Annotated in this window: 19 protein-coding genes; 3 read left to right on the top strand and 16 right to left on the bottom strand. The window is 53.0% G+C overall.

The window, feature by feature from the left end; all coding sequences use genetic code 11:
* Positions 1-9: 9 nt before the first annotated feature.
* Complete coding sequence (gene glmM / locus COO92_RS20940) at positions 10-1,359, bottom strand: phosphoglucosamine mutase (protein WP_101304883.1); 1,350 nt, start codon at positions 1,357-1,359, stop codon at positions 10-12.
* Positions 1,360-1,570: 211 nt separating this feature from the next.
* Here glmM and COO92_RS20935 point away from each other — a divergent pair, with 211 nt between their 5' ends.
* Both COO92_RS20935 and COO92_RS20930 read left to right on the top strand, forming a co-directional pair.
* Positions 1,571-3,661 carry a sensor histidine kinase gene (locus COO92_RS20935; RefSeq protein ID WP_133125103.1) on the top strand — a complete coding sequence of 697 codons (2,091 nt, stop codon included), beginning with the start codon at positions 1,571-1,573 and terminating at the stop codon, positions 3,659-3,661.
* Between the two features lie 71 nt (positions 3,662-3,732).
* Positions 3,733-5,748, top strand: a complete 2,016-nt coding sequence (locus tag COO92_RS20930; protein ID WP_165792419.1) for a sensor histidine kinase — start codon at positions 3,733-3,735, stop codon at positions 5,746-5,748.
* Positions 5,749-5,762: 14 nt separating this feature from the next.
* Here the strand turns inward: COO92_RS20930 and COO92_RS20925 are convergent, their stop codons facing one another.
* From COO92_RS20925 to COO92_RS20855, 15 genes are all read right to left on the bottom strand, one after another.
* Positions 5,763-6,515 (bottom strand): response regulator transcription factor, encoded by a 753-nt coding sequence (locus COO92_RS20925; RefSeq protein ID WP_240626550.1) that lies wholly within the window; start codon positions 6,513-6,515, stop codon positions 5,763-5,765.
* A 305-nt stretch (positions 6,516-6,820) separates the two neighbouring features.
* Entirely contained in the window at positions 6,821-7,936 is a 1,116-nt protein-coding gene (gene folP, locus COO92_RS20920; protein ID WP_101304879.1) for a dihydropteroate synthase, read from the bottom strand.
* Positions 7,937-7,949: 13 nt separating this feature from the next.
* Positions 7,950-9,893 carry an ATP-dependent zinc metalloprotease FtsH gene (ftsH, locus tag COO92_RS20915; protein ID WP_101304878.1) on the bottom strand — a complete coding sequence of 648 codons (1,944 nt, stop codon included), beginning with the start codon at positions 9,891-9,893 and terminating at the stop codon, positions 7,950-7,952.
* A gap of 86 nt (positions 9,894-9,979) precedes the next feature.
* Positions 9,980-11,437, bottom strand: coding sequence for a tRNA lysidine(34) synthetase TilS (tilS, locus tag COO92_RS20910; RefSeq protein WP_101304877.1), 1,458 nt, complete (start codon positions 11,435-11,437; stop codon positions 9,980-9,982).
* Positions 11,438-11,464: 27 nt separating this feature from the next.
* The gene (gene ybgF, locus COO92_RS20905; RefSeq protein WP_240626549.1) at positions 11,465-12,520 is read right to left on the bottom strand and encodes a tol-pal system protein YbgF; all 1,056 of its coding nucleotides are present in this window, start codon (positions 12,518-12,520) and stop codon (positions 11,465-11,467) included.
* 516 nt (positions 12,521-13,036) lie between these two features.
* Positions 13,037-13,531: a peptidoglycan-associated lipoprotein Pal gene (gene pal / locus COO92_RS20900; RefSeq protein WP_022730351.1), complete on the bottom strand. Its 495-nt coding sequence runs from the start codon at positions 13,529-13,531 to the stop codon at positions 13,037-13,039.
* A 129-nt stretch (positions 13,532-13,660) separates the two neighbouring features.
* On the bottom strand, positions 13,661-14,998 hold the full coding sequence (tolB, locus tag COO92_RS20895; RefSeq protein ID WP_420823349.1) for a Tol-Pal system beta propeller repeat protein TolB: 1,338 nt from the start codon (positions 14,996-14,998) through the stop codon (positions 13,661-13,663).
* Between the two features lie 74 nt (positions 14,999-15,072).
* Positions 15,073-16,032 carry an energy transducer TonB gene (locus COO92_RS20890; protein ID WP_101304875.1) on the bottom strand — a complete coding sequence of 320 codons (960 nt, stop codon included), beginning with the start codon at positions 16,030-16,032 and terminating at the stop codon, positions 15,073-15,075.
* A gap of 7 nt (positions 16,033-16,039) precedes the next feature.
* The gene (gene tolR, locus COO92_RS20885; RefSeq protein WP_165792418.1) at positions 16,040-16,495 is read right to left on the bottom strand and encodes a protein TolR; all 456 of its coding nucleotides are present in this window, start codon (positions 16,493-16,495) and stop codon (positions 16,040-16,042) included.
* Positions 16,496-16,497: 2 nt separating this feature from the next.
* Complete coding sequence (gene tolQ, locus COO92_RS20880; protein ID WP_101304874.1) at positions 16,498-17,229, bottom strand: protein TolQ; 732 nt, start codon at positions 17,227-17,229, stop codon at positions 16,498-16,500.
* 7 nt (positions 17,230-17,236) lie between these two features.
* Complete coding sequence (locus COO92_RS20875; protein ID WP_101304873.1) at positions 17,237-17,698, bottom strand: YbgC/FadM family acyl-CoA thioesterase; 462 nt, start codon at positions 17,696-17,698, stop codon at positions 17,237-17,239.
* Positions 17,695-18,771 (bottom strand): Holliday junction branch migration DNA helicase RuvB, encoded by a 1,077-nt coding sequence (gene ruvB / locus COO92_RS20870; protein WP_101304872.1) that lies wholly within the window; start codon positions 18,769-18,771, stop codon positions 17,695-17,697. The genes COO92_RS20875 and ruvB overlap by 4 nt, the downstream gene beginning before the upstream one ends.
* Positions 18,768-19,469 carry a Holliday junction branch migration protein RuvA gene (ruvA, locus tag COO92_RS20865; RefSeq protein ID WP_101304871.1) on the bottom strand — a complete coding sequence of 234 codons (702 nt, stop codon included), beginning with the start codon at positions 19,467-19,469 and terminating at the stop codon, positions 18,768-18,770. The genes ruvB and ruvA overlap by 4 nt, the downstream gene beginning before the upstream one ends.
* On the bottom strand, positions 19,466-20,014 hold the full coding sequence (ruvC, locus tag COO92_RS20860; protein ID WP_101304870.1) for a crossover junction endodeoxyribonuclease RuvC: 549 nt from the start codon (positions 20,012-20,014) through the stop codon (positions 19,466-19,468). Before ruvC ends, ruvA begins: the two co-directional genes overlap by 4 nt.
* Positions 20,015-20,093: 79 nt before the next feature.
* Complete coding sequence (locus COO92_RS20855; RefSeq protein WP_022730342.1) at positions 20,094-20,840, bottom strand: YebC/PmpR family DNA-binding transcriptional regulator; 747 nt, start codon at positions 20,838-20,840, stop codon at positions 20,094-20,096.
* 484 nt (positions 20,841-21,324) lie between these two features.
* On the opposite strand from COO92_RS20855, the gene COO92_RS20850 reads away from it, so the two are divergent.
* Positions 21,325-23,109: methyl-accepting chemotaxis protein (locus COO92_RS20850; protein WP_101304869.1), on the top strand; the 1,785-nt coding region annotated here is incomplete at its 3' end.

Raw genomic sequence — 23,109 nt, 5'->3', positions numbered from 1 at the left:
CGCTGTTGATCAGCCCGCAACAGCGGTGATTTCAGCCACGATACCATCGACAATCTGTTCGACTTTTACCGCATCATCGCCCTCGGCCATGACACGGATCAGCGGTTCTGTCCCGGATTTACGGATCAAAACCCGTCCATCTCCGTTAAAGGCCTTCTCCGCCGAAGAAATGGCGTCAATCACGCGGCTTTGCGACAATGGATCGGCCCCGGCGGTATAGCGCACGTTTTTAAGGATTTGCGGCAACGGTTCAAACACGCGGCTCATTTCAGACACCGGTCCGCTGCGCGATGCCAGAACTGCCAAGACCTGCAGCCCGGCCAGAAGACCATCGCCGGTTGAGGCAAAATCAGACAGAACAATATGCCCCGATTGTTCACCGCCGACATTGCAATCAAGTGCACGCATCTGTTCAACCACATAGCGGTCACCCACCTTGGTGCGGATTAGACGCAGGCCATTGCTTTCAAGATAGCGTTCAAGCCCCAGATTGGACATCACGGTCGCCACCAGCGCATTGCCGCGCAGTTGACCGGTTCGTTTCCAGTGGGTGGTTACAAGCCCCATCAACTGATCACCGTCGATCAGATGGCCTTTTTCATCGCACATCTGAATACGATCCGCATCCCCATCAAGGGCAATCCCGACGTCGGCCTTTTCAGACAGGACCCGATCACACATGGTTTTGGTGTGGGTCGAACCACATTGGTCATTGATGTTAAGACCGTTGGGTTTCGTGCCGATTTCAATCACTTCGGCACCAAGTTCGCGCAGCACCTTTGGCGCAACGGAATAAGCCGCACCATTGGCACAATCAAGAACGATACGAAGACCTTCAAGCGTGACACTGCCCGGAAGCGAAGATTTCACAGCTTCGATATACCGTCCCGGTGCATCATCAATACGCTGCGCCCGGCCAAGCGCATTTGCCGGAACAAGTTTATGAGACAGATCACTGTCCATCAGCGCTTCGATTTCAAGTTCCACCTCGTCAGACAGTTTGAAACCGTCCGGGCCAAATAGCTTGATGCCATTATCCTGAAACGGATTGTGGGATGCTGAAATCATCACACCGATATCGGCACGCATCGATTTGGTCAGCATGGCAACAGCGGGGGTCGGCATAGGCCCGACCAACATCACATCCATGCCCATGGACGTAAAGCCCGCCACCAACGCTGGTTCAAGCATGTAGCCAGACAGACGCGTATCCTTGCCGATCACAACTTTGTGGCGGTGATCACCACGGGTGAAGTAGTTGCCCGCGGCCATACCGACCTTTAGTGCGACTTCGGCGGTCATGGGTGCGGTATTGGCGGTTCCGCGAATGCCGTCGGTGCCAAAATATTTGCGGCTCATGCTTGTGTTCTCTGTCTGTGTGCCGGTTTTAACGCCCGGTCCATAAATCCTGACTGCCGGTTATATCAAAGTGACGTTTCAATGCTACCGGCAAGTGACACATTTTAACGCCTCGTTGGCGACCATTCCGTTAACACGCGCCCATCAGACTATTCTGATAAAACCGATGACCTGACCAAAAAAAAACGCTATCAAAAATAGACTTGTTTAATTGTCTGAAATTGGGGGCGCTTTGCGCGATTTTCGCCAGATGTTGACTTGGCGCGACGTCATAAGTGTCCTGACGATTGCCCTTATCGCATCCATCACATGGTTTTCGCCGCCCGCATCGGCACGGACCGACATGGCACACCTTGTGTTGCCGGCAAATGGCGCGACAACAAGTATCGATCTAAACCGGTTTATGGAGCGCCTGACATCTGATCGCAACGTCACCGATCCTGCCCAACTGATTGATATTCCGTCTTCTGAATTTGAACCCGTCGCCAGCACCGCAGGGCCCGGTTACACCCCACGCGTTATTTGGTATCGGCTGGCCTTTTCGCTTACCACGCCGCAAGGCAATGATATTTCACGGGCCTTCATCGAATTGGGAGAGCCGTATCTCAACGAGATCCGCCTGACCGTGATTGACGATGAGACGCGCAATGTCATCTGGAAAAATGTTGTTGGTGACCGGATCCCCAACACGAAAGACAGTTTGATCAGCCTCCGGCATTTATCAGAATGGCCGGATTTACCATCAGGACACTATTGGTTGATGATCGGTGTGCGCACCAACAGCGCCCATGTTTTCCATGCCAAACTATACCCCGAGGCGGAGCTTGTTTCCGACACCGAGGAACATAACCTTGTTGAAAGCAGCTTTCTGGGTGTCCTGCTGATCGGGTTTGGTGTCTATCTGACCTTTGGCATCATATCACGCGACAAATCGGTGCTGTGGTACAGCGGATATGTTTTATCTGTCTTTCTGTTCAACCTTGGTACGTCAGGATATGCCCAGCTTCTGCTAAAGGGGATTTGGCCACTTGCCAGCGACCTTATTACCGGAACAGGAACCGCGTTTGCCGTTGGCGCCAGTGTCGCGATGTGGACCCATATCGTCAGACTTGATCACTATAACCCGGTTCTGTTTCGGGTGATGATGGCCTTTTCCATAGTGGCGATGATCGGTTCGGTCACTGCGGTATCGGATGCCTATATCTATTTCACGCAGATCTTCTTTGTTCCCAATGTGATTTTGCTGTTCACGCTTTTGATGTATCTGATTTACGTCAGCTATCGTGAAAGGCGTCTGGCATCGAACAGCTTCTTTTTCATCGCACTTGCTTTGCCAACCCTTGCGGCCAACATCCATGTTTTGACACTGCTGGGTATCCTGCCGATCACGGCCTTCACAACCAAGGTCTACCCGCTTAGCTCGTCGATACATCTTGTGATGGTGGCAATTGCGATGGCCTACCGCACCCAGAGACTGACCTACAATTGGACTGATGCGCATCAAACCAATGCGCGGGCCGATCAGCTTGCTGGCGAACAGCGGACTTTCATAACCATGCTGTCGCACGAATTTCGAACACCACTGGCGATCATTCAGCGATCAGCAGAAATTCTCGGCCTGCATTTGAGCAATGAGCCTGCCCCTGTTCACAGCCGTCTTGCCACCATTCGTGGGAATGCCGGTCAGCTTTCGGGATTGGTCGATGCCTTTTTGACCAAGGAGACGCTCGACAGTGCGAATTTCACAACATCCTTGCAGCCAACCAACATTGATCAGTTGCTACGTGATTTGATCAATCGACGGAACCGTGAAATCCCGGACCAGAAAGTCAGCTTGAAAAATATCGATTTTGCCATTGTCGATATTGACCGCATTCTGTTTGAACGCGCGATCATCAACTTGATCGACAATGCCCGTAAATACGCCCCCGACGCTCCAGTCTGGGTCGCATGCAATCGGTCGTCTAACGGATTTGTCTATATCCGTGTTATTGATGCCGGACCGGGCATTCCCATTGACGATCTGACGAATGTATCCAACGCGTTTTACCGAGGACGCGACGCAGGTGTCACACAAGGTGTTGGTCTGGGCCTGCATATCACCAACCGCATTGTGCAATCCCATAACGGATCAATGTCGATCAGTGTCGGCGAGACATCCGGCACAACGGTAATGATCAAAATTCCCTATAACCGGGAAGAAACGGTCAAAGCGTCCCGTCAAAACTTCTTTGGTTTGGCCGCCCCCCATGTATCGCGAAAAAAGCCCCGAACACAAGATGACAATGGTGCGCCGTCATGACCGCCTTTGCATCATTCCGCCGTCATATGTGGACCATATTAACCGCACGTCAAAACGTGGGCCGAACGCCCGTGGCCACCTTGATACGCACCAAGTTACCGCGCTTTTTGTTCATCTTGTTCGTCGCCCTGATCGTCGCAATGATTGGTGGGTCCAATGGTGCGCGCGCGCATGGGACTACGCCACCAACCACCGGGCACACCGATAAAATTGTTTTAAACGGTGATCTTCCCGGCAAGCTTGATCTGACACCCTATCTTTCATGGTATGTCGACCAAAGCCAGCAGATGTCACTTGATGAAGTTCGGCAACTGCCGTTTGACGACTTTCAGCAAAGCGCATCAATCCCATCGTTTGGGTATACGTCAGATATCATCTGGTACAGGATCGATTTCAGCGTCTATCAGATGTTGACCGCCCCCCCATACATTGAGGCCAATCCAAGCTATCTCAACCATATAGATCTGTATCTTTTTAAGGATGTCGCAACGGCCAAGCTTTCCGATGCCATTTGGCAGGAAAGCATGGGCGACCGCGTTCCTGCGCGCAAGCGTCCCTTTACCAGCGGCACGCATGTCGCATCCTGGCCGAAACTTGATGCGGGTGCGTATCACCTGTTTATCCGGGTACAAAGTAACAGTACGAACTTGCTAACTGTCACCCTTTGGCAGGCCCAAGACCTTATTTCATCAATGACGCTTCGTAATCTGGCAACAAACATCTTCTTTGGGGTGTTTCTCACCCTTGGCATTACGTATTTCAGCCTTGGGCTTATTGCCCGCGATGCGGTTGTTGTCAGCTATGGCATCGGGATTGCGTGTGCGGGCATGCTCATTTCACTTGTAAATGGTGTCGGATTAAGTCAGCTGCGCTCGGAAATCCCGTGGATGAATGATTTTCTCATTGGGACCACCAACATCGTTTCACAGGCTGCCGTTGTCTTTTTATGGATACATATTCTTGAATTTCGCCAACGCACACCAATTTTGTTTTGGCTCGGATGTGCCTACTGCATCGTCATTTTAAGTTTCCTCATTGGTACGACCAATGAACTCTATACCGTGTTTGGCACCTATATCGTTCCGTCTGTCGCACTTTTCATGGCCTGCGCCTGTTTGGTTCTTGTCAAAAGGCTTGCCGCAGATATCAGAAACAAGACGCTTTGGGCGTATTTGATAGCCCTTGCCTTGCCTTGCGGCCCTGCCATCATGTTGCAATTGGCCCATGCCGGACTTATCGAGGTCACCCCGATACGCATCGGCCTCCATCAATTCACCTTCATTTTCCACATCATCGCGATGGGCATATTGATGGCCATACGTCTGACCCAAATGGACCGGGAACAGGTGTTTGCATCGACCAGAGCCGAAGAAACAACATCGCTTGTCGGTGAACAGCGCAAGTTGATTTCAATGCTATCGCATGAATTCCGAACCCCGCTTGCGGTTATTCAACGTTCGTCAGAAATGCTGATGCTCCGTTTACAAGATCACAGCGATGATATTCAGAACCGGCTAAAACGCATTGAGCTTCAGGCCAGAAAACTTGCCCGTCTGGTTGATATTTTCCTAAGCAAGGATGGTATTGACGACAAGGAATTCTCGTTGGCGCGTGAGCTTGTCGGGCTGGATCATTTCATGAATGATTTCGTCGCCAATACGACACGCGACGATGCCGAAATTCTGGTGACCTGTACGGGAACCAACGGTGTTGAAGCCTATATCGATGAAACACTGATTGGTCTGGCGATGACCAACCTGGTCGAAACGTCACGGCGTTTTGCCCATGGAAAGCCAATCCATATTACCGCGCGCGCGCAAAGTAACTGGCTGGCGGAAATATCGATCCCCTGTCAGGGCGAAGGACTTGATAGCGATGAAATCCGCTTGATTGGAAATGCGCTGTTTCGCCGCGAGATGGAAACAAAGGCCCTGCGCAGTGCGCTTGGCCTGCATATTTCACAACGCATTGTTGACGCGCACGGCGGCTCGATCAAATTACGTGATCTGGGGCCGACGGGAATTGCGCTGTGTGTGCTGCTACCGTGTGAAACTTCCAATCAGGACAGCGCGGCACTACTTGCGTGATGGCGCACCAAACGTCAAAGGTTTTCTGCTTCACCGGAAACGGCACCAAGCGATGTGAAGGCATAGCCACGACCATATGCTGTGCGTACCGGAAGCTCTTCACCAATTTCCTTGAGAACCTTCTGGCGCACACGCCGGATTGCCGTATCAAGGTTGCGGCAGTTTTCAGCTGTATCGGCCTTACCCAGAGCGATAACGATTTCCGGCCGGGTCAACCATGCCCCGTTCGCGTCAATCAATAACTTGATGATTGTCCGTTCGGTTGCGGTCAAGGATGCCGACTTTCCAAGCGGATTAACCAATGTCCAATTGAGCAGATCAAGAACCCAGCCCGCTTCCATACCAGCGGCATCAGCTCCCTCATCGGCGTCACTGTCTGCACGCGAGGAACGGCGCAATAACGGCTGCAAAGCGGCTTCGATTACCGACAAAGGACTGTCTTTGGTCAAATAGACGTCTGCACCTGACTTGTAGCCTGTCAGGTGATGATCCATGCCTGACAGGGACGTCAGCATCATGATGCCGCAATCAATGTTCTGGCGGACGTATTTGGCAAGATCATAGCCATCAGCATCGGGCAGCATAATATCAAGGATGACCGCATCAGGCTGTTTGGTTTTAAGCGCGCGAAAAAAGCTCGCACCGGTTTCGCAACCAACCACGTCAAAGCCACACATCTCAAGATACTCGCACAGATCCTTATTAAGATCGGTGTTGTCTTCGACGACAAACACACATTGCGCCGTCAGACTTCGACTTGATGTCATACTTTTGTTTCCGACCTCGGTCAGGTCAACAATTCCGTTCATATACAGACCTTTGCAGCTGCTCGTTTATTCAACCAATAAGCGTGACTTTGCGCCACTTTGTTTATTTCACTCTTTGGTATGTGGTGCGGCTTGCAAATGCGCAAGCCTCAACCGCAAAAGGTCAGAAAATGCCAGATTCCAAATATAAAAAAAGCAAGACCCAACCAAAAGGATATACATTCCCAAAATGTTGAATGGTCTTGCTTTTAATCAATCGGGCGAAAATGACAACCTATACAGGAAGCAAAGGTCCGCTGAGCTTCCTATACCAGAGACGTCGAACTTGCGACCGAGATGGCCTGAACAGTTTCCTGAACATCGTGAACGCGCATTATCTGCGCCCCGTGCCGCCATCCATTGACGGCAGATGCAATTGATCCACCGAGCCTTTGTTTTGGATCCGCTTTGGGGTCAATTTTCCCGATAAACGACTTGCGCGACGTTCCAAGTAAAATCGGGCATCCCAAACCGTGGAAAATCGCCAGCCGCGACTGTAACTCAAGGTTATGTGACAGTGTCTTGCCAAATCCGATACCCGGATCAATACAAATCTTGTCGCGCGATATCCCGGCCCGTTCGCAACTTTCGATGCGATCGAGCAGATAGTCGTACACATCAAGAACGGCACAATCATATTGCGGATCGACCTGCATGGTGCCGGGTTCGCCCTGCATATGCATCAGCATTACAGGTGCCCCCAAACGTGCAGCCACCTCGAGCGACCGTTCATCGCCTTCAAGGCCAGTAACATCATTAATGATGGCAGCACCGGCATTGATCGCGGCCTCCATCACATTGGCGTGGCGTGTATCGATTGAAACCACATGTCCCTTCTCAGCCAAGGCACGGATCACGGGCACGACACGATCGATTTCCTCAGCCTCGGTAACGTCATCCGCCCCCGGACGGGTGGATTCGCCGCCGATATCAAGGATTGATGCGCCAAAGTCGGCCAGTTCACGACCCCGGGCAATCGCCTGGTCTGTCGTGTTGTAATCCCCGCCATCAGAAAAGCTGTCAGGTGTCACATTAACAATGCCCATGACGTGGCATGAAGCCATATCAAGTCCGGCAAAATCGGCGCGCTTGGTCATCAAACGATCAAGCACATTGTTAATTTCATCAACACGCCCGCTATTTTGAACCCAGCCTTCAAGGGCAAGGAGTGGCAGGATCATGCTTTCGGCACCGCCGCCTTCACGGCGACGAATAATTTCAAGGGCCGAAAAGCCGCGGCGCGATCCAGCCAGCGGGAGTGTATTGGGATCATCGGCATGGTCGATGAAACCGGTAGGTGCATAATAAAGCGGTCCGTCAAAATCAGCAAAGCCCCGCACATCGGCGGGGCTTCGCAGGACCGATCGGGTGATCTTGTCCATCAGTCTCTTTCTGTTAGCTGCCCGGCTGCGGCTCAGGGGACATATCCCCGCCACCTTCATCCGGGCTGTCTTTACGTGCAGCGCCCGAGCTTGGCACGGTGGAGCGACGTCCACCAGAATCCTTGCCGTTACTGCCACTTGAATGGCCAGAACGGTTGATTTCCTCGCCACGCAGAAGCGCGTCGATTTCTTTGCCCGACAGGGTTTCGTATTCCAAAAGCCCTTTGGCAAGAATGTGCAAATCATCGAGATATTCGGTCAAAACCCGCTTGGCGAATTCATAGGCCTCATCAGAATAACGACGGACTTCGTCATCAATCAGCTGAGCGGTTTTTTCCGAAATATTCTTGTGCTGAGCAACGCTATGGCCAAGGAACACTTCTTCCTGGTTGTCGGCATATTTGACGTTACCAAGAACATCCGAGAAGCCCCATTCGGTCACCATCTTACGCGCATATTGCGTCACCATATTGATGTCCGAAGACGCACCGGTTGTGACCTTGTCCTTGCCAAAGATAAGTTCCTCGGCAACACGGCCCCCCATGGCAACAGCCAGATCAGAAATCAGCTGTTCATAGGATTTCGAAACCTGATCACGTTCAGGCAAACGCATCACCATACCCAACGCACGACCGCGCGGAATGATGGTTGCCTTATGGATCGGATCGGATGCCGGGGTATGGAGTGCGACAAGTGCATGACCGCCTTCGTGATAGGCTGTCAGCTTTTTCTCGTCATCCGTCATGATCATGGAACGGCGTTCCGCCCCCATCATGACTTTATCCTTGGCATTTTCAAAGTCGGCCATCGTGACAACGCGCTTGCCAAGACGGGCGGCAAGAAGGGCAGCCTCATTGACAAGGTTTGCAAGATCAGCACCCGAGAAGCCCGGAGTGCCACGTGCAACCGTGCGCAGATCAACATCCGGACCCAGCGGAACTTTACGCGCGTGCACACCAAGAATGCGTTCACGGCCTTCAAGATCGGGGTTCGGCACAACAACCTGACGGTCAAAACGGCCCGGACGCAGCAATGCCGGATCGAGAACATCCGGACGGTTGGTTGCGGCAACAAGGATCACACCTTCGTTGGCCTCAAAACCATCCATCTCGACCAGAAGCTGGTTGAGCGTCTGTTCACGTTCATCGTTACCACCACCAAGACCGGCACCACGATGACGACCGACAGCATCGATCTCATCGATAAAGATGATGCAAGGAGCGTTCTTTTTGCCCTGTTCGAACATGTCGCGTACACGAGATGCACCAACACCAACAAACATTTCGACAAAGTCCGAACCCGAAATGGTGAAGAACGGTACGTTTGCTTCGCCTGCAATTGCACGCGCCAGAAGCGTTTTACCCGTACCCGGAGGACCGACCAGCAACATGCCTTTGGGGATTTTACCGCCAAGACGCTGGAACTTCTGCGGATCGCGCAGGAAGTCGACAACTTCTTCAAGTTCGTTTTTGGCTTCTTCGATGCCAGCGACGTCTTCAAAGGTAACCCGACCGGATTTTTCGGTCAGCATTTTCGCCTTTGATTTGCCAAAGCCCATGGCTTTGCCGCCGCCGCCCTGCATCTGACGCATGAAGAAAATCCAGACCCCGATGATCAGCAGCATCGGCAACCAGCTGATCAGCGCACTCATCAGCGGCGACAGGCTTTCTTCCGGTTTTGCGATAATCCGAACACCCTTTTCGTTGAGTTTTTCAACAAGGTTCGGGTAATCGGGGGTGTAAACATTAACAGAGCGACCATCGCGCGTTTGCGCACTCAGGGTGTTACCCTGAATTGTGACTTCTGAAATCTGGCCGGTATCAACTTCTGCCAGGAAGTCCGAAAACGCCATCGACGATTGACCGGACTGTCCAGAAGGCGACTGAAACAGGTTAAACAAGGCCACCAAGAGGATGGCTATGATAACCCACAGTGCGAGATTTTTTCCCATATTCATTCCAAGCTACTGGTCGCAAAATATTTCTACCGTCGCGCACAATATTCCTGCGCAAGGCATGGCTAACAAATAGTCAAAAGCCTCGGCTACGCAAGTAGGCTGACGGGTTTCGGTAACGATTTGAACCCACTTTCCCACAAAGGGGTACGTGGTGCAAACCGCCATCGCCCATCAATTGCATTTTCTCCCCTATTCCGGGGCATCACACAACCGGCGGCGGATAATACGTCGGAAAGTGCCGAAACCTCAAGCCCGCCAACGGATCGCAAGCCTTCTTTATCGTAGAGAGCAGGCATGGATGCAAGGGCTGCGCGGGGTAAATCAGCAATAAATCCGACTATTTCCCCAAATGCGGCGCGAAATGCCTTCGTGTGAAACACATCACAAAGCACAAGCGGCCCAATCCATATCCCTGCCAACGGGGGCAAAACAGGCGATAAAGCGGCCCATTCAAAGCGATTATCCCACCGCACACATCCACCAGAACGCAAAACGTCGGGGTCAATGACCATCGGAGTTTTATCCATGCGGCCAACTTCGCGGAAGATATAAATCCGGTCTGATTTGCGATGAATGACACATCCGCCCAAACTGCTGCGGTGTGACGCATCATTATATGTGGCGTCGAGCAGGTTGGCTAAGGCATCAAAAGACGGCATATACGCCGCCCCACCGATGGTTCGAATGACCTGACCAAGGGCATAGCAGCGGACATCGCGGTCCTGAGAGCGATAAATTCCCGCCGTATCAACAACCGCAATCCCAACCGGCAGGATCATCACAGATCGGGCCAGAACATTGGCAATCGTTTCTTCGAGCGTAAGACGGGTCTGCATCGCATCAGATGGAATGGCTTCCTGATCCGCGGCAACCGTGATCCTTGTATCTTTACGAATCCGTACGCGTTCAAATTTCGGGTTCTGATTGGACGGATCTTCGACCCAGTCCTGCCCGCGTGCCTTCAGTGTAGCAATCAAATCGTTTTTTGCTACGGACAAAAACGGACGCAGCAACCGCACGGATTTTAGAAAACGACGCGAAGACATGCCCGCACGTCCCATCGGTTTCGTCCCGTGGGAATCGCGCATGGCAATGGTTTCGATTTGATCATCAAGATGGTGGGCAACCAAAAGATGAAGAATGCCATGTGTGGCGCAGGCCTGATCAAGCAAGTCATAGCGGGCAATACGTGCGCGTTCTTGCACCGCGCCGCTTGGCTTATCGCCCAACCACGGCAGAACAATGTGGGCAATGCCGTTTGCGCGCAATGCATGTCCAACCCATTTAGCTTCATCAGCAGAATCTAACCGCAGGCCATGATCCACTGTCATTGCGACAATTTTACCGCCCCGCGTTTGCGCCCATTCATGCGCCAACAGAGCCAAGGCCATGCTGTCAGCCCCTCCAGACACCGCAACCGCCAAAACAGGGGCGGTTTCAAATGGCGCAAAGCCGTCTATCAGATGCGCAAAAGCAACGGCGTCCAATGGTGTACCATCGGACGCCGCGCGATCATCTGTCGTTGGCTTATCGGGATTGCTCATAATGCCGCATTCTTGGGGGGTTGAACCTTATGAACACCCACGACTTTTGCGTTCCTGACGCGCGCGATCAAGGACAACTGCCGATGCATTCGGGAAGTTATCGATCAGGTGCCCAAAGGTCGTGCAGGCATCTTCATTCTTGCCAAGATTGGCCAGCGACATGCCGAGCTTGAGAAGGTTATCGGGTGCCTTCGTGCTATCGGGATAGGTCTGGAAACCTTCGGTAAAGGCGATGGCAGCATTTTCAAATTCGCCTCGCACATAATAGGTTTCACCCAACCAATATTGCGCATTACCGGCCAGCGGATCGTTGGGATGATCTTTAACAAAGGTCGAAAGCGCGCTTTCGGCTTCGGAAAACTCCTGACGGCGCAGCAAGCCAAAGGCATTGCGATATTGTTCTTCTGGCGTCACGCCAGCAGCCGCACTTTGCGTCGCGGTCGCCGCCGCCCCGGCAGATGCACCCGCAGCCGCACCGGATGGAATTTGCGGTGGTTGACCCTCATTTTCGATTACACCAAACAGTTTGGTACCACGATCATTAAGAGGTTCGCCCGAACCGGCCGAACCGTTATCAGAGGTGCCACCTGTGGATCCTGCGGTCTGGCCCGCAGCACTACCCGCAAGCGGTTCTGCCGATGCGCCGTTGCCATTATTGGCAAGTGGCGCACCAGAACCGGCACCCGAACCGTTTTCAAGCTGTGTCAGGCGAAAATCGATGTCGGAGACCAGCCGTTCAAGGCGGTCTTCCATTTTGCGGATTCGAAAATCAAACTGTTCGATCTGTCCGGTCAACTGGGTTGCAGAGCGTTGCAGATCATTGATCTGTACTTGCTGACGGGCAGCCGCCGGGGTCGATGGATCACCACCGGTTACCGCCGAGGCAGCATCACCTGCGGGCGGGCCTTCGCGGTAAACATAACGCTGCAGCAAATCGAGATCCTTGCGCAGCTGTTCGACCTGCCGACCAACGTTTGCATCCTGAGCAAAGGCCGAAACCGATCCGAGGGACGTCATCCCCACCAGAGCGCCAATCGTCAAAGCGACCAACAAGCCAGGACCTTTGCGAACAGATTCAGCCACTTTTCCACGGCCGGTTAGGCAGGAAACGGCTTCAGCGCGATTTGCCGACTCCACGATTTCCTGTGTTTCAGTGGTTGACCGAACTCGGATCATCATCAGAGCCTGGTGCATTTAATCTGCTCCATTTTGTTTGTTTTTTGGCGTGTCGTTTGGCAAAGCACTGCGTGCAGGATGATGCGGCGCATCGGCGAAACAATATAACGCAGCGAAACGCCGCGAAAAGCAAACCCTTCGGACCGGGATGTCTTTCTGCATTGGTATGTCACCCCTTGTAACCATAGTCACGCTGCGCTTCTACGGACCTTATCCTCGCAGTATCGCAGGATGCGTCTGGCAAAAAGGGACAAATTAAATGCAACAACCTCTCGGTCCTTTGTCGTCAATGCAATATTACCAAATGCCGATTTGAACAGGGCACGACTACATTTTCAAACATTTTCAGGCGGCAAAAATAAGGCGCCTGCCCCAAACGGGACAGGCGCCTTGATATTCAGTCAGGCTTTAGCCCACACGCGCTTAACGGATAACCGATACAGAGCGGCGGTTTTTGGCCCAGCTTTCTTCGTCATGGCCAAGAGCAACCGGGCGCTCTTTGCCATAGGAAATGGTTTCAACGCGCGACGGGTCAATGCCCAGAGCGATCAGATAGTCTTTGACCGAGCTTGCGCGACGTTCGCCGAGTGCAAGGTTGTATTCACGGGTGCCGCGTTCGTCGGCATGACCTTCAACAACAACTTTGTACTGCGGATATTTTTTCAACCAAGCAGCCTGCAGTTCGAGGGTGCGACGTGCTTCACCGGCCAGGTCATATTTGTCCAGGCCAAAGAATACGCGGTCACCAACGTTAACAGCAAACCACTCAGGGCTGCTTTCGGAAAGCGAGGTGCTGGTAGACGGCTGGTTTACAGTCGATACACCTTCGCCACCGGTGGTAGCTGAGCTATCAGGAGCAGTTTCACATGCAGCCAAAAGGGCGGCAGCAGCAAAGACGCTGAGAATACGAAGTTTCATTCTAAAATTTCCCCTTAACACCGGACGCATTCGCCCGAGTTGGTGTTTTCCATGTCTCGCGACACCGAAAATGCCCGCGATTTAAGCGAATCGCATTCAGTGCTTCACGATGACTATACTCTTGAGATATCAGGGAATCAAGGGTGACCATGCAGGATCCGACCCATCCGCAGGTGTAACGATCTCTCGCTCGTTATAACCTGTCAGATCAATCGAATACAAACGAAAGCGATCCTTGGTTCCGTCCTTGGACGGATGCTGGCGATGATACATCAACACCCGGCCGTTCGGCGCCCATGTTGGGCCCTCTACGAGGAACCCTTCGGCCAGCAGTCTTTCTCCACTACCGTCTGGCCGCATTACGCCGATATAGAACCTTCCTCCTTGCGATTTCGTGAATGCAATCAGGTCTCCGCGTGGCGACCAGACCGGGGTGGAATAAAGCCCACCACCGAAACTGATGCGCTGTACGCCGCTACCGTCGGCATTCATCACATAGATTTGTTGTGCGCCGCTGCGATCGGAGTTGAACGCAATGCGCGACCCATCTGGCGAGTAGGATGGCGACGTATCCACGGCAGGATGTCGCGTAAGCTGACGTTTTTCACGGGTACGAAGATCAAGTTCATAAACTTCGCTGTTACCGTCTAACGCCTGCGACATCACAACCGAGTTGCCGTCTGGTGCGAATCGGGGCGCGAAAGTCATCCCCGGAAAATCGCCCAGCAATTCCAACTCGCCGGTATCAATATCCAAAACATACACGCGTGGCTTGTCGTTAAAGTACGACATATAGACCACTTCCTGTGCTGTCGGCGAGAACCGCGGGTTCAGCACAAGGAACCGACCATCGGACAGGAACCGGTGGTTTGCACCATCTTGGTCCATGATCGCCAACCGCTTAATGCGTTTGTCAGCCGGACCTGTTTCCGAAACATAAACAATACGGGTATCGAAATAACCGCTTTCGCCTGTGATCCGCTTATAGATTTCATCAGCGATCTTATGGGCAATGCGCCGCCAGTTGTTGGGCTGCGTGCGATACGCAACACCCGCCATCTGGTTTTCAGCCAACACATCCCACAGGCGGAACTCAACACGCAGCAGACCGTTTGCTTCGGTAACCACCCGCCCATTCACCAAGGCCTGCGCATTGATCGCGCGCCATTCGGCAAAGTTCGGGTTCACCGCAAGCGACGCGGCACTTTGGATAAACGCCTTTTCATTGATCGGCGAAAACAGCCCCGAACGTTCCAGATCAGCACTGATGACCTGGGTCATGTTCTGACCGATTTCCGTTTCGGCAACGCCCTCGCCCGGGAACCGGGCGACAGCAATTGGCATCGGTTTAAGCTCACCTCTGGTGATATCAATCCGAAGTTCTGCCTGTGCCGGCGCAATGAAACCAAAATTCAGGCCAGCGACGACAGCAAGCGCGCACAACCCTGCCAGGCCGCGGCTCACCATATTTCGTGTTCGTACGTTGGTCTTGATCGTCATCCTGCCTCGCTATTTTCCACGCGTGTTCAAGAACTTATAACTCAAAGGCCCAGCATTTCACGCATGTCAAAATTGAACGTGAATGTGCGCCACATTTCGTATTTATCCAGCGGCAGTTTCAGAGGGCTGCATTGCGGATTTAGCACAGCTCGAAGTGCACTTTCCGCAATTGTTCGACGTGATGCGTCACCCTGAATATCGCTCAGGTTGCTGATTCGCGCCTGTCGAACAGTCCCGTCCGGGTTTGCGCTGACATGGATTTCCACCGCAAACGCGCCTGCTTCCTTCGCCCCAGCCGGTGGGCTCCAGCATTTTTCAATCTGACGTTTGACCGCATCAAGTTCGCTCATGGTCAGATTCGCATCAAGCCGGGTTGCCACCACTTCGCTCGCATTGTCTTCCGGGGTTTCCTCGGGCTGCGGCTCTGTTGGGCTGGCTTCTGATGTTTCCTTAAGCTTGCGAACGTCCTTTAGGATATTGTCCAGAAGGCGCTTTTTCGGCTCCTCCTTCTTGGGCTCTTCCTTTTTCGGTTCGGTCTTTTTGACCGGTTCAGGTTTAGGTGGCGTCGGTTTGCTTTGCGGCTTTACTTCGGCCAACTCCTTAACCGGTTGTGGTTCCGGTGTCGGTTCCGGCTGTTTTTTTACCTCGGGCGTCGGAACCGGCTCGGGCTTGGGAACCGGTTTCGGTTCTGGCTTCGGCTCGGGCTTGGGTTCTGGTTTTGGCTCAGGCTTTGGTTCCGGCTTCGGTTCTGGTTTCGGCTCAGGCTTCGCCACCGGTTTTGGTTCGGGCTTTGCCACTGGCTTGGGTTTCGGCTTTTCTTTGGGCTCGGGTTTTGGCAATGCCTTGGTCGGTGCTGCGGAAAATTCATCCACCGTCACAACTTCGACCGAGATCGATTGCAAATCCATTGGCGTTTCTTCGAACAGGTCGGGCAAGCCCAACCATGCGATCAAAAACAGCGCAAGATGCAAACCAAACGATATGAGAGCGTAGCGCAGCATAATCTCGTTACGAACCCTTTTTGGGCAATTCAGCGATCAGGGCGACCTTGGTAAAGCCGGCATCCTTGATCAGTCCCATCACTTCCATCACACGGCCATAATCAATGGCCTTGTCACCGCGCACAAAAATACGGGTTTCCTGTTTGTTGTCGGTGATGGCATCAAGTTTTTCGGTCAGGGTTTCCTGCGCGATTTCACTGTCCATAATATAGATGGTGCCTTCGCGCGAAACCGATACCACAAGCGGCTCATCCTGCCCGGTCATCGGGGCAGCACTGGTTTCAGGCAGGTCGACTTCGACACCAACCGTCATCAGCGGAGCCGCGACCATAAAGATCACCAGCAGAACCAGCATCACGTCCACCATCGGTGTGACGTTGATGTCGCTCATGGCGGCACGGCGGCTGTTACGACGCCCGCGACGTCCGCTGCCACCTGATCGGGATGAAAGCTGTGCGCCCATGATCAGTCTCTCGCGTCGTCAAGTTGGCGCGACAGGATCGAAGTAAACTCATCAACGAATGCTTCGAGACGGTTGTTATACCGGTTCAGGTCGCTAGAAATCTTGTTGTAGGCCACCACAGCAGGAATAGCTGCAACAAGGCCCATTGCGGTTGCCAAAAGTGCTTCGGCAATCCCCGGCGCGACCACCGCAAGCGATGTGTTTTTCGACGCGGCAATCGCCTGGAACGATACCATGATGCCCCAAACGGTTCCGAACAGACCAACAAACGGCGCGGTTGAACCGACCGATGCCAGGAACGTCATATAGCGTTCCACCCGGTCCATTTCACGACCAAGCGTCGTTTCCATGGTTCTTTCAAGGCGCTGTTGCAAACGTGCGCGCATTGTATCGCCCTTGATCCCACGGGCATTCGACCGGCGCCATTCGCGCATGGCCGAGACAAAAATCGCGGACATCGGATCGCGCGGCTTATCGGCAATCCGGTCATACAGATCTTCGAGCGAACCGCCCGACCAAAAGGCTTCTTCAAAAGTACCAGCCTGCGCGCGCAACTTGTGAAGGCGCAGCATTTTTTCAATAACGATAGCCCATACCCAGACCGAAGCCATTAACAGTCCGATCATCACAACTTTGACGACCAGCCCAGCCTGCATGAAAAGCCCCCACAGAGACATGTCATGCGACATGACCGACTGCCCCAGCGTTACCGCGTCGACCACTTGATTTTCCATATTCTCTTTAGTCCTTGTCCACATCCAGATAGCGATTGAACGCCGTTCTCAGTTCATCAGGCAATCTTTGTGCCCGAAGTTCTTCAAGCGACATGCAGGCGAGATATATCTCGATCACCACAAGTTCTTCATCGTCGCGCATCACCTTTTGTTCAAAACCGAGCGACGCGCCCCCAAGCTTTATCACACGGCTTTCCACCGTAAGGCGGTCTTCCAACCGGGCCGCACGACGAAAATCGAGCGTACAGTGTCGAACAGCTATGGCAACTTTGTGGCGTTCTGCAACATTACGATTGGTAAAGCCCAACAGGTTAAGCATCGCTGAACGTGCGCGCTCGGCAAATGCAAGATAGTTGGCGTGATAGACAATACCGCCCGCATCCGTATCCTCGTAAAATACAATCAACGGATAGATATGCCGGTTGCCATCAAGATAGCCCAGCAACGCGTCATGATCGTTTTGTGTCATTCCGATTGATCCCCCGCCGGGCCATCAACCTGACCATCAAACAGATCAGAAAGTGGTACGCCCCCTGCTTCACGCGGCGGTGTCAGACCAAGGTGCTTAAAGCCCTTAATCCCAAGCATACGGCCACGTGGCGTGCGTTGGATCAACCCTTGCTGCAGCAAATAAGGCTCGATCACGTCTTCGATTGTATCGCGTTCTTCAGACAGGGCAGCAGCAAGCGTATCGACCCCGACAGGGCCGCCGCCATAGTTCCCGGCGATACAATTAAGATAGCGCCGGTCCTGACTGTCCAGACCAAGGTTATCGACCTCAAGCCGGATCAAAGCCGCATCGGCAATAAATTTATCAACCGGTGATTTTTCTGCCACAGAGGCGAAATCACGCACCCGGCGCAACAAACGACCGGCAATACGCGGTGTTCCGCGCGACCGGCGTGCGATTTCCATGGCCCCTTCGCGGGTCATGTCGAAATTCAAAAGTTTCGCACCACGTGCAACGATGGTGACGAGTTCTTCGGGTTCGTAGAATCGAAGACGCAGCGGAATACCAAACCGATCACGCAGCGGTGTGGTCAAAAGCCCCGAACGTGTTGTCGCCCCGACAAGGGTAAAAGGGGGTAAATCAATCCGTACAGACCGTGCGGCCGGACCTTCGCCAATGATCAGATCAAGCTGGAAGTCTTCCATTGCCGGATACAGAATTTCTTCGACGGCCGGGTTCAGACGGTGAATTTCATCAATGAACAGAACATCACGTGGCTGAAGGTTTGTCAGCAAGGCGGCAAGATCACCGGCCTTGGAAATGACCGGCCCCGACGTTGCGCGAAAGCCAACACCTAGCTCACTGGCAACGATTTGCGACAAGGTAGTTTTACCAAGACCGGGCGGACCAAAGAACAGAACATGGTCCATGGCTTCTTCGCGGGCCCGGGCAGCCCGAATAAAGACATCAAGGTTTTCACGCACTTCTTTCTGGCCGGTAAAATCGTCCAACCGACGCGGACGCAACGATCCATCCTGTTGATCTTCGTCGCGACGCTCGCCACTGAGCAGACGGTCTTCTTCCTCGCTCACGCGCTAAGCTCCTTTAGTCCCAGGCGGATCAAAGTATCAATCGATTTGTCATCACCGGCCAACTGAGCGGCCTTGCCGACCGCACCAAAGGCCTCGGACCGGCCATAGCCAAGATTGACAAGGGCGGATACGGCATCGGCCAACACCACACCATCATCGACAATCGGCTCAACACTTGCTGTGTCGGCACTCACATCATCGGATGATTTTGACGTTTTCTTTGATTTTGAGGCTGATTTGGCTGGCGCAGCGGCCTCTGTGACAGGTGTCGGGGCGGCAACCGGGCCAAGGTTCAGCTTGGCGGCCTTGTCTTTAAGCTCACCAACAATACGTGTGGCGACCTTGGGGCCAATGCCCGGCGCACGGCAGAGTGCCGTTGTATCCTGTGCGGCCAAGGCGCGCAAAAGATCGGTCGGGCTCAAAACAGATAAAAGGGCCAAGGCGACTTTCGCACCAACCCCCTGCACCGTGGTCAAAAGCGAAAACCACTGTTTTTCGGCGTTGTCGGCAAATCCATACAGATGAATATGATCTTCACGGACATGAGTTTCGATCATCAAGCCTGCATCACCGCCCTTTGCAGGCAGCATCGACAGGGTCCGACGGGATGCAAAAACAAGATAGCCAACTCCATTCACATCTATAATGACGCTGTCTTCGCCGATGAAATCGATAATTCCACGCAGTTTCGCGATCACCTGTATTTTCTCCCATTCCCTGCTGGTCTGCCGTTGCCTGTCGGTTTGGCTGCCATGGTTGCGGCAAGGGCGCGGTTTCCGGCATGTTGCGCGTGACAAATAGCAACGGCAAGCGCATCGGCGGCATCGGCCCCGGCAATTTCACACCCCGGCAGCAAGGTCGACACCATCATTTCAACCTGTTGTTTGGCTGCGTGACCGGCACCGACCACCGTCTTTTTGACGGCATTGGGTGTATATTCCGTTACCGGGATGCCACTTCGTGCCGGAGCAAGCAAGGCAACACCGCGTGCCTGACCAAGTTTTAGCGTTGAAACAGGGTTCTTGTTCACAAAGGTTTCTTCGACCGCGGCCTCGTCAGGGGTCCATGTTTCGATCACTTCCATCAATCCGGTATGGAGCTGATCAAGACGTTCGGCAAGCGACAGCGACTGGGTCGAGGTCACAACCCCGTTGGCAACATGACGCATGCGGTTGTCCTGAAGGTCTATCACCCCCCAGCCAGTACGTTGAAGACCGGGATCAATCCCGAGGACTCTGACCACAGTGTCACCCTATAATTTACCGATTAGATACAAAACACCCGCCATTCAAAAGCGAAAGGCGGGTGTTGGCAAATACTAATTAGTTATCGAGGCCAGCGACAATTTCGTCGGTCCAAGCAACGTTGGTCCAGACATTCTGAACGTCATCGTTGTCTTCAAGAACATCAACAAGCTTCATGATGCTTTGGGCCTGATCGATTGTGACATCTGCCTCGGTGACGGCCCGGAACACCATTTTGGCACTTTCCGGATCACCGAATTTTTCGGTCAAAGCTTCGCGTACCGTGTTGAGGTCTTCGAGTTCGGTATCAACGATATGGCTGTCATCGTCAGACTCAACATTGGCAGCGCCAGCTTCAAGTGCGGCTTCAAAGATTTCGTCAGCACCGGCAACATTCGCCGGATAAACGATTTCGCCAAGGCGGTTGAACATGAAGCCAACTGAACCGGTTTCACCAAGGTTACCACCGCTTTTGGTGAAAGCAGCACGGACCTCGGACGCGGTACGGTTACGGTTATCGGTCAACGCTTCGACGATGACGGCAACACCTGCGGTGCCGTATCCCTCGTAGCGGACTTCTTCGTAGTTATCGCCTTCGCCAGCACCGGTCGCCTTTTTGATGGCGCGTTCGATGTTGTCCTTGGGCATGTTTTGAGCACGCCCTGCGGAAATTGCCGCACGAAGACGCGGGTTGCTGTCGATATCGTCACTGATTTTTGCAGCAACGGTAATTTCGCGCGCAATCTTGGTGAAGATCTTGGCGCGTTTTTTATCCTGGGCACCTTTGCGGTGCATAATGTTCTTAAATTGGGAATGGCCGGCCATAACCTACAACCTGTATTCATTGAACTTCATGTGGATCGGTGCCGACTGGCACCACGCTGGCCCTATGAGCATGCCCCATTCAGGCCAGCCTGTCCGGGCATTTGCGGATACAATAAAGTGCGGTATCTGCAAAACGCGCGAACGAAAATTTCGACCGCTCCTATAGCCTGTTTACCCTGCAAGGTCCAGCCATGCTTAGCGAAACGACAGATCGAAAACCATGTTTGCCATCAGATAACGATGTTGCACCGGCTCGCACACACAAATTTCCATTGAGTTTTTTATGCGACTAAAGGTTAAATGTTGCAGTCGCGATAATATTCTTCCATTAATGGGTATCGCTTAGGCAATAAACAAAAAAGAACTCTTAGGGATTGTACGACTGCCCACAAAATCAATGGGTTCACCCACCCGGGCGGTTACAAGAACCTCGACGGACGCAGAAGCTGTCAGGGAAAAGTCAGGAAACAAAAAGGTAGAAAGAATGGGAACTAAATTCGGGGTCCAAAGCAAATTATTGATTTCGTTTGCTGTGGTTGGATTGATGGCTGTCGTTTCGGCTGTTGTCGGTGGCGTATCATTTACCAAATTCGGTGATGCGCTTACGACCATCACCGAGGAAAAACTTCCACCAATTGCCGCCGCACAGCGACTGGCAACCGGTAGTGCAGAAATTGTTGCCATCGCACCACGTATCGTTGCCGCGGCAAATACCGAAGAAGAAATTGCCATCAATGATGAACTTGCTGTTCGTCTTTCGGCACTGGTGACTGACATCAACGAAATTGAAGCCACCGGCTTCATGCCAGAAGTGATCGCCAGCATCAATGACAGTCGCAACCTTCTTCAGGGTACGCTTGAGCAGCTTCATACAGTTACTCAGGAACGGTTTTCCGTCTCCAATGAAAAAACCGAGAAGCTGACAGAATTCCAAAACCTGGCAAAGCGATATGCCGATACTTTGAAGCCAGTTCTGTCCTATACCCAGAACGACATTTCCCAAGGTGGTCAATATGCAGCGTCATTCGCGGAGGACTCCTCGCGCCAGTATAGCGAGAGCAAGGAGCAAATCCTTGAGACCTTCCTGAAACTGGCATCTGCGATTGATACGCGCACGCCGATCCTTGAGATCGAGCGTCTTGGCTCTGCTGCGTCGAACATGATTATTGCCAGCACAACGGAAACACAGGCCGTTCGTCTTTCGATCATTCCTGTGCGTATTCGTGGTGTTTATACAGATGCACTCGACAAGCTGGAGGCGCTCGACAACGATCGTCTCAAAACATTCTATGTCGATCTGATCGACAAGATGCAGGCGCTTTCGATTGGCGACGACAGCCTTCCCGATCTTCGCAAACGTGAACTTGCCGCGACCGAAAGCAGTCAGGCACTGGTTGTTCAAAGTGCCGAATATGCCACCGCGATGCGCAATAGCGTAAATGAGCTGGTCACGGCCCTGAACGCCGAAGTCGATGCTGCTGCTGCCGAGGCAAATGTTGTCCAAAAGCAAGGCCTGACCGCATTGTTCGTGGTTGCAATTGCTGCGATCCTGATTTCGCTTGCGATTTATGTGCTCTATGTTCGTGGCAACGTACTGCGCCGTCTCGGCGGTTTGCAGAAAACCATGGTTCAGCTGGCGGACGGCAACCTTGAAGTTGCGGTACCGTCCAAAGGCAACGATGAAATCAGCGCCATGGGCCGTGCAGTTGACGTGTTCAAAGATAATGCGATCAAGGTCCGCGACATGCAGGCCGAAGAAGAACGCCTTAATCATGAACGCAACGAAGCGCTGCGTGATGAACTTCTTGGCCTTGCCGATACGCTTCAGAACGAAGTCGAAAGTGCTGTGAATGAAATCGCAGCTCTTGGTGATCAGCTGCAAGGTGTGTCGGGGCAGATGACCTCAAGTGCCGAACTGGTTTCGGGTCAAACCGAAGAAGTCGCCAACTCGGCGCAAGAAGCCACCGGCAACGTTGAAACAGTTGCCGCAGCGACCGAACAGCTGTCGGCATCGAACGCGGAAATCAACCGTCAGATGGCGGAATCAACGCGGATTTCCGGCGAAGCATCGACCCGTGCACAGGAAACCAACGAATTGGTGGTCAGCTTGTCACAGTCGGCAGATCGCATTGGCGAAGTCATTGCGTTGATTACCGACATTGCCGAACAGACCAACCTTCTGGCACTGAACGCAACGATTGAGGCCGCCCGTGCCGGTGATGCTGGCAAAGGCTTTGCCGTTGTCGCCGCCGAGGTCAAAAACCTTGCT

The organism is Thalassospira lohafexi (assembly GCF_002844275.1).
Taxonomy (GTDB): domain Bacteria; phylum Pseudomonadota; class Alphaproteobacteria; order Rhodospirillales; family Thalassospiraceae; genus Thalassospira; species Thalassospira lohafexi.
This window is presented reverse-complemented; position numbering and strand designations above follow the sequence as displayed.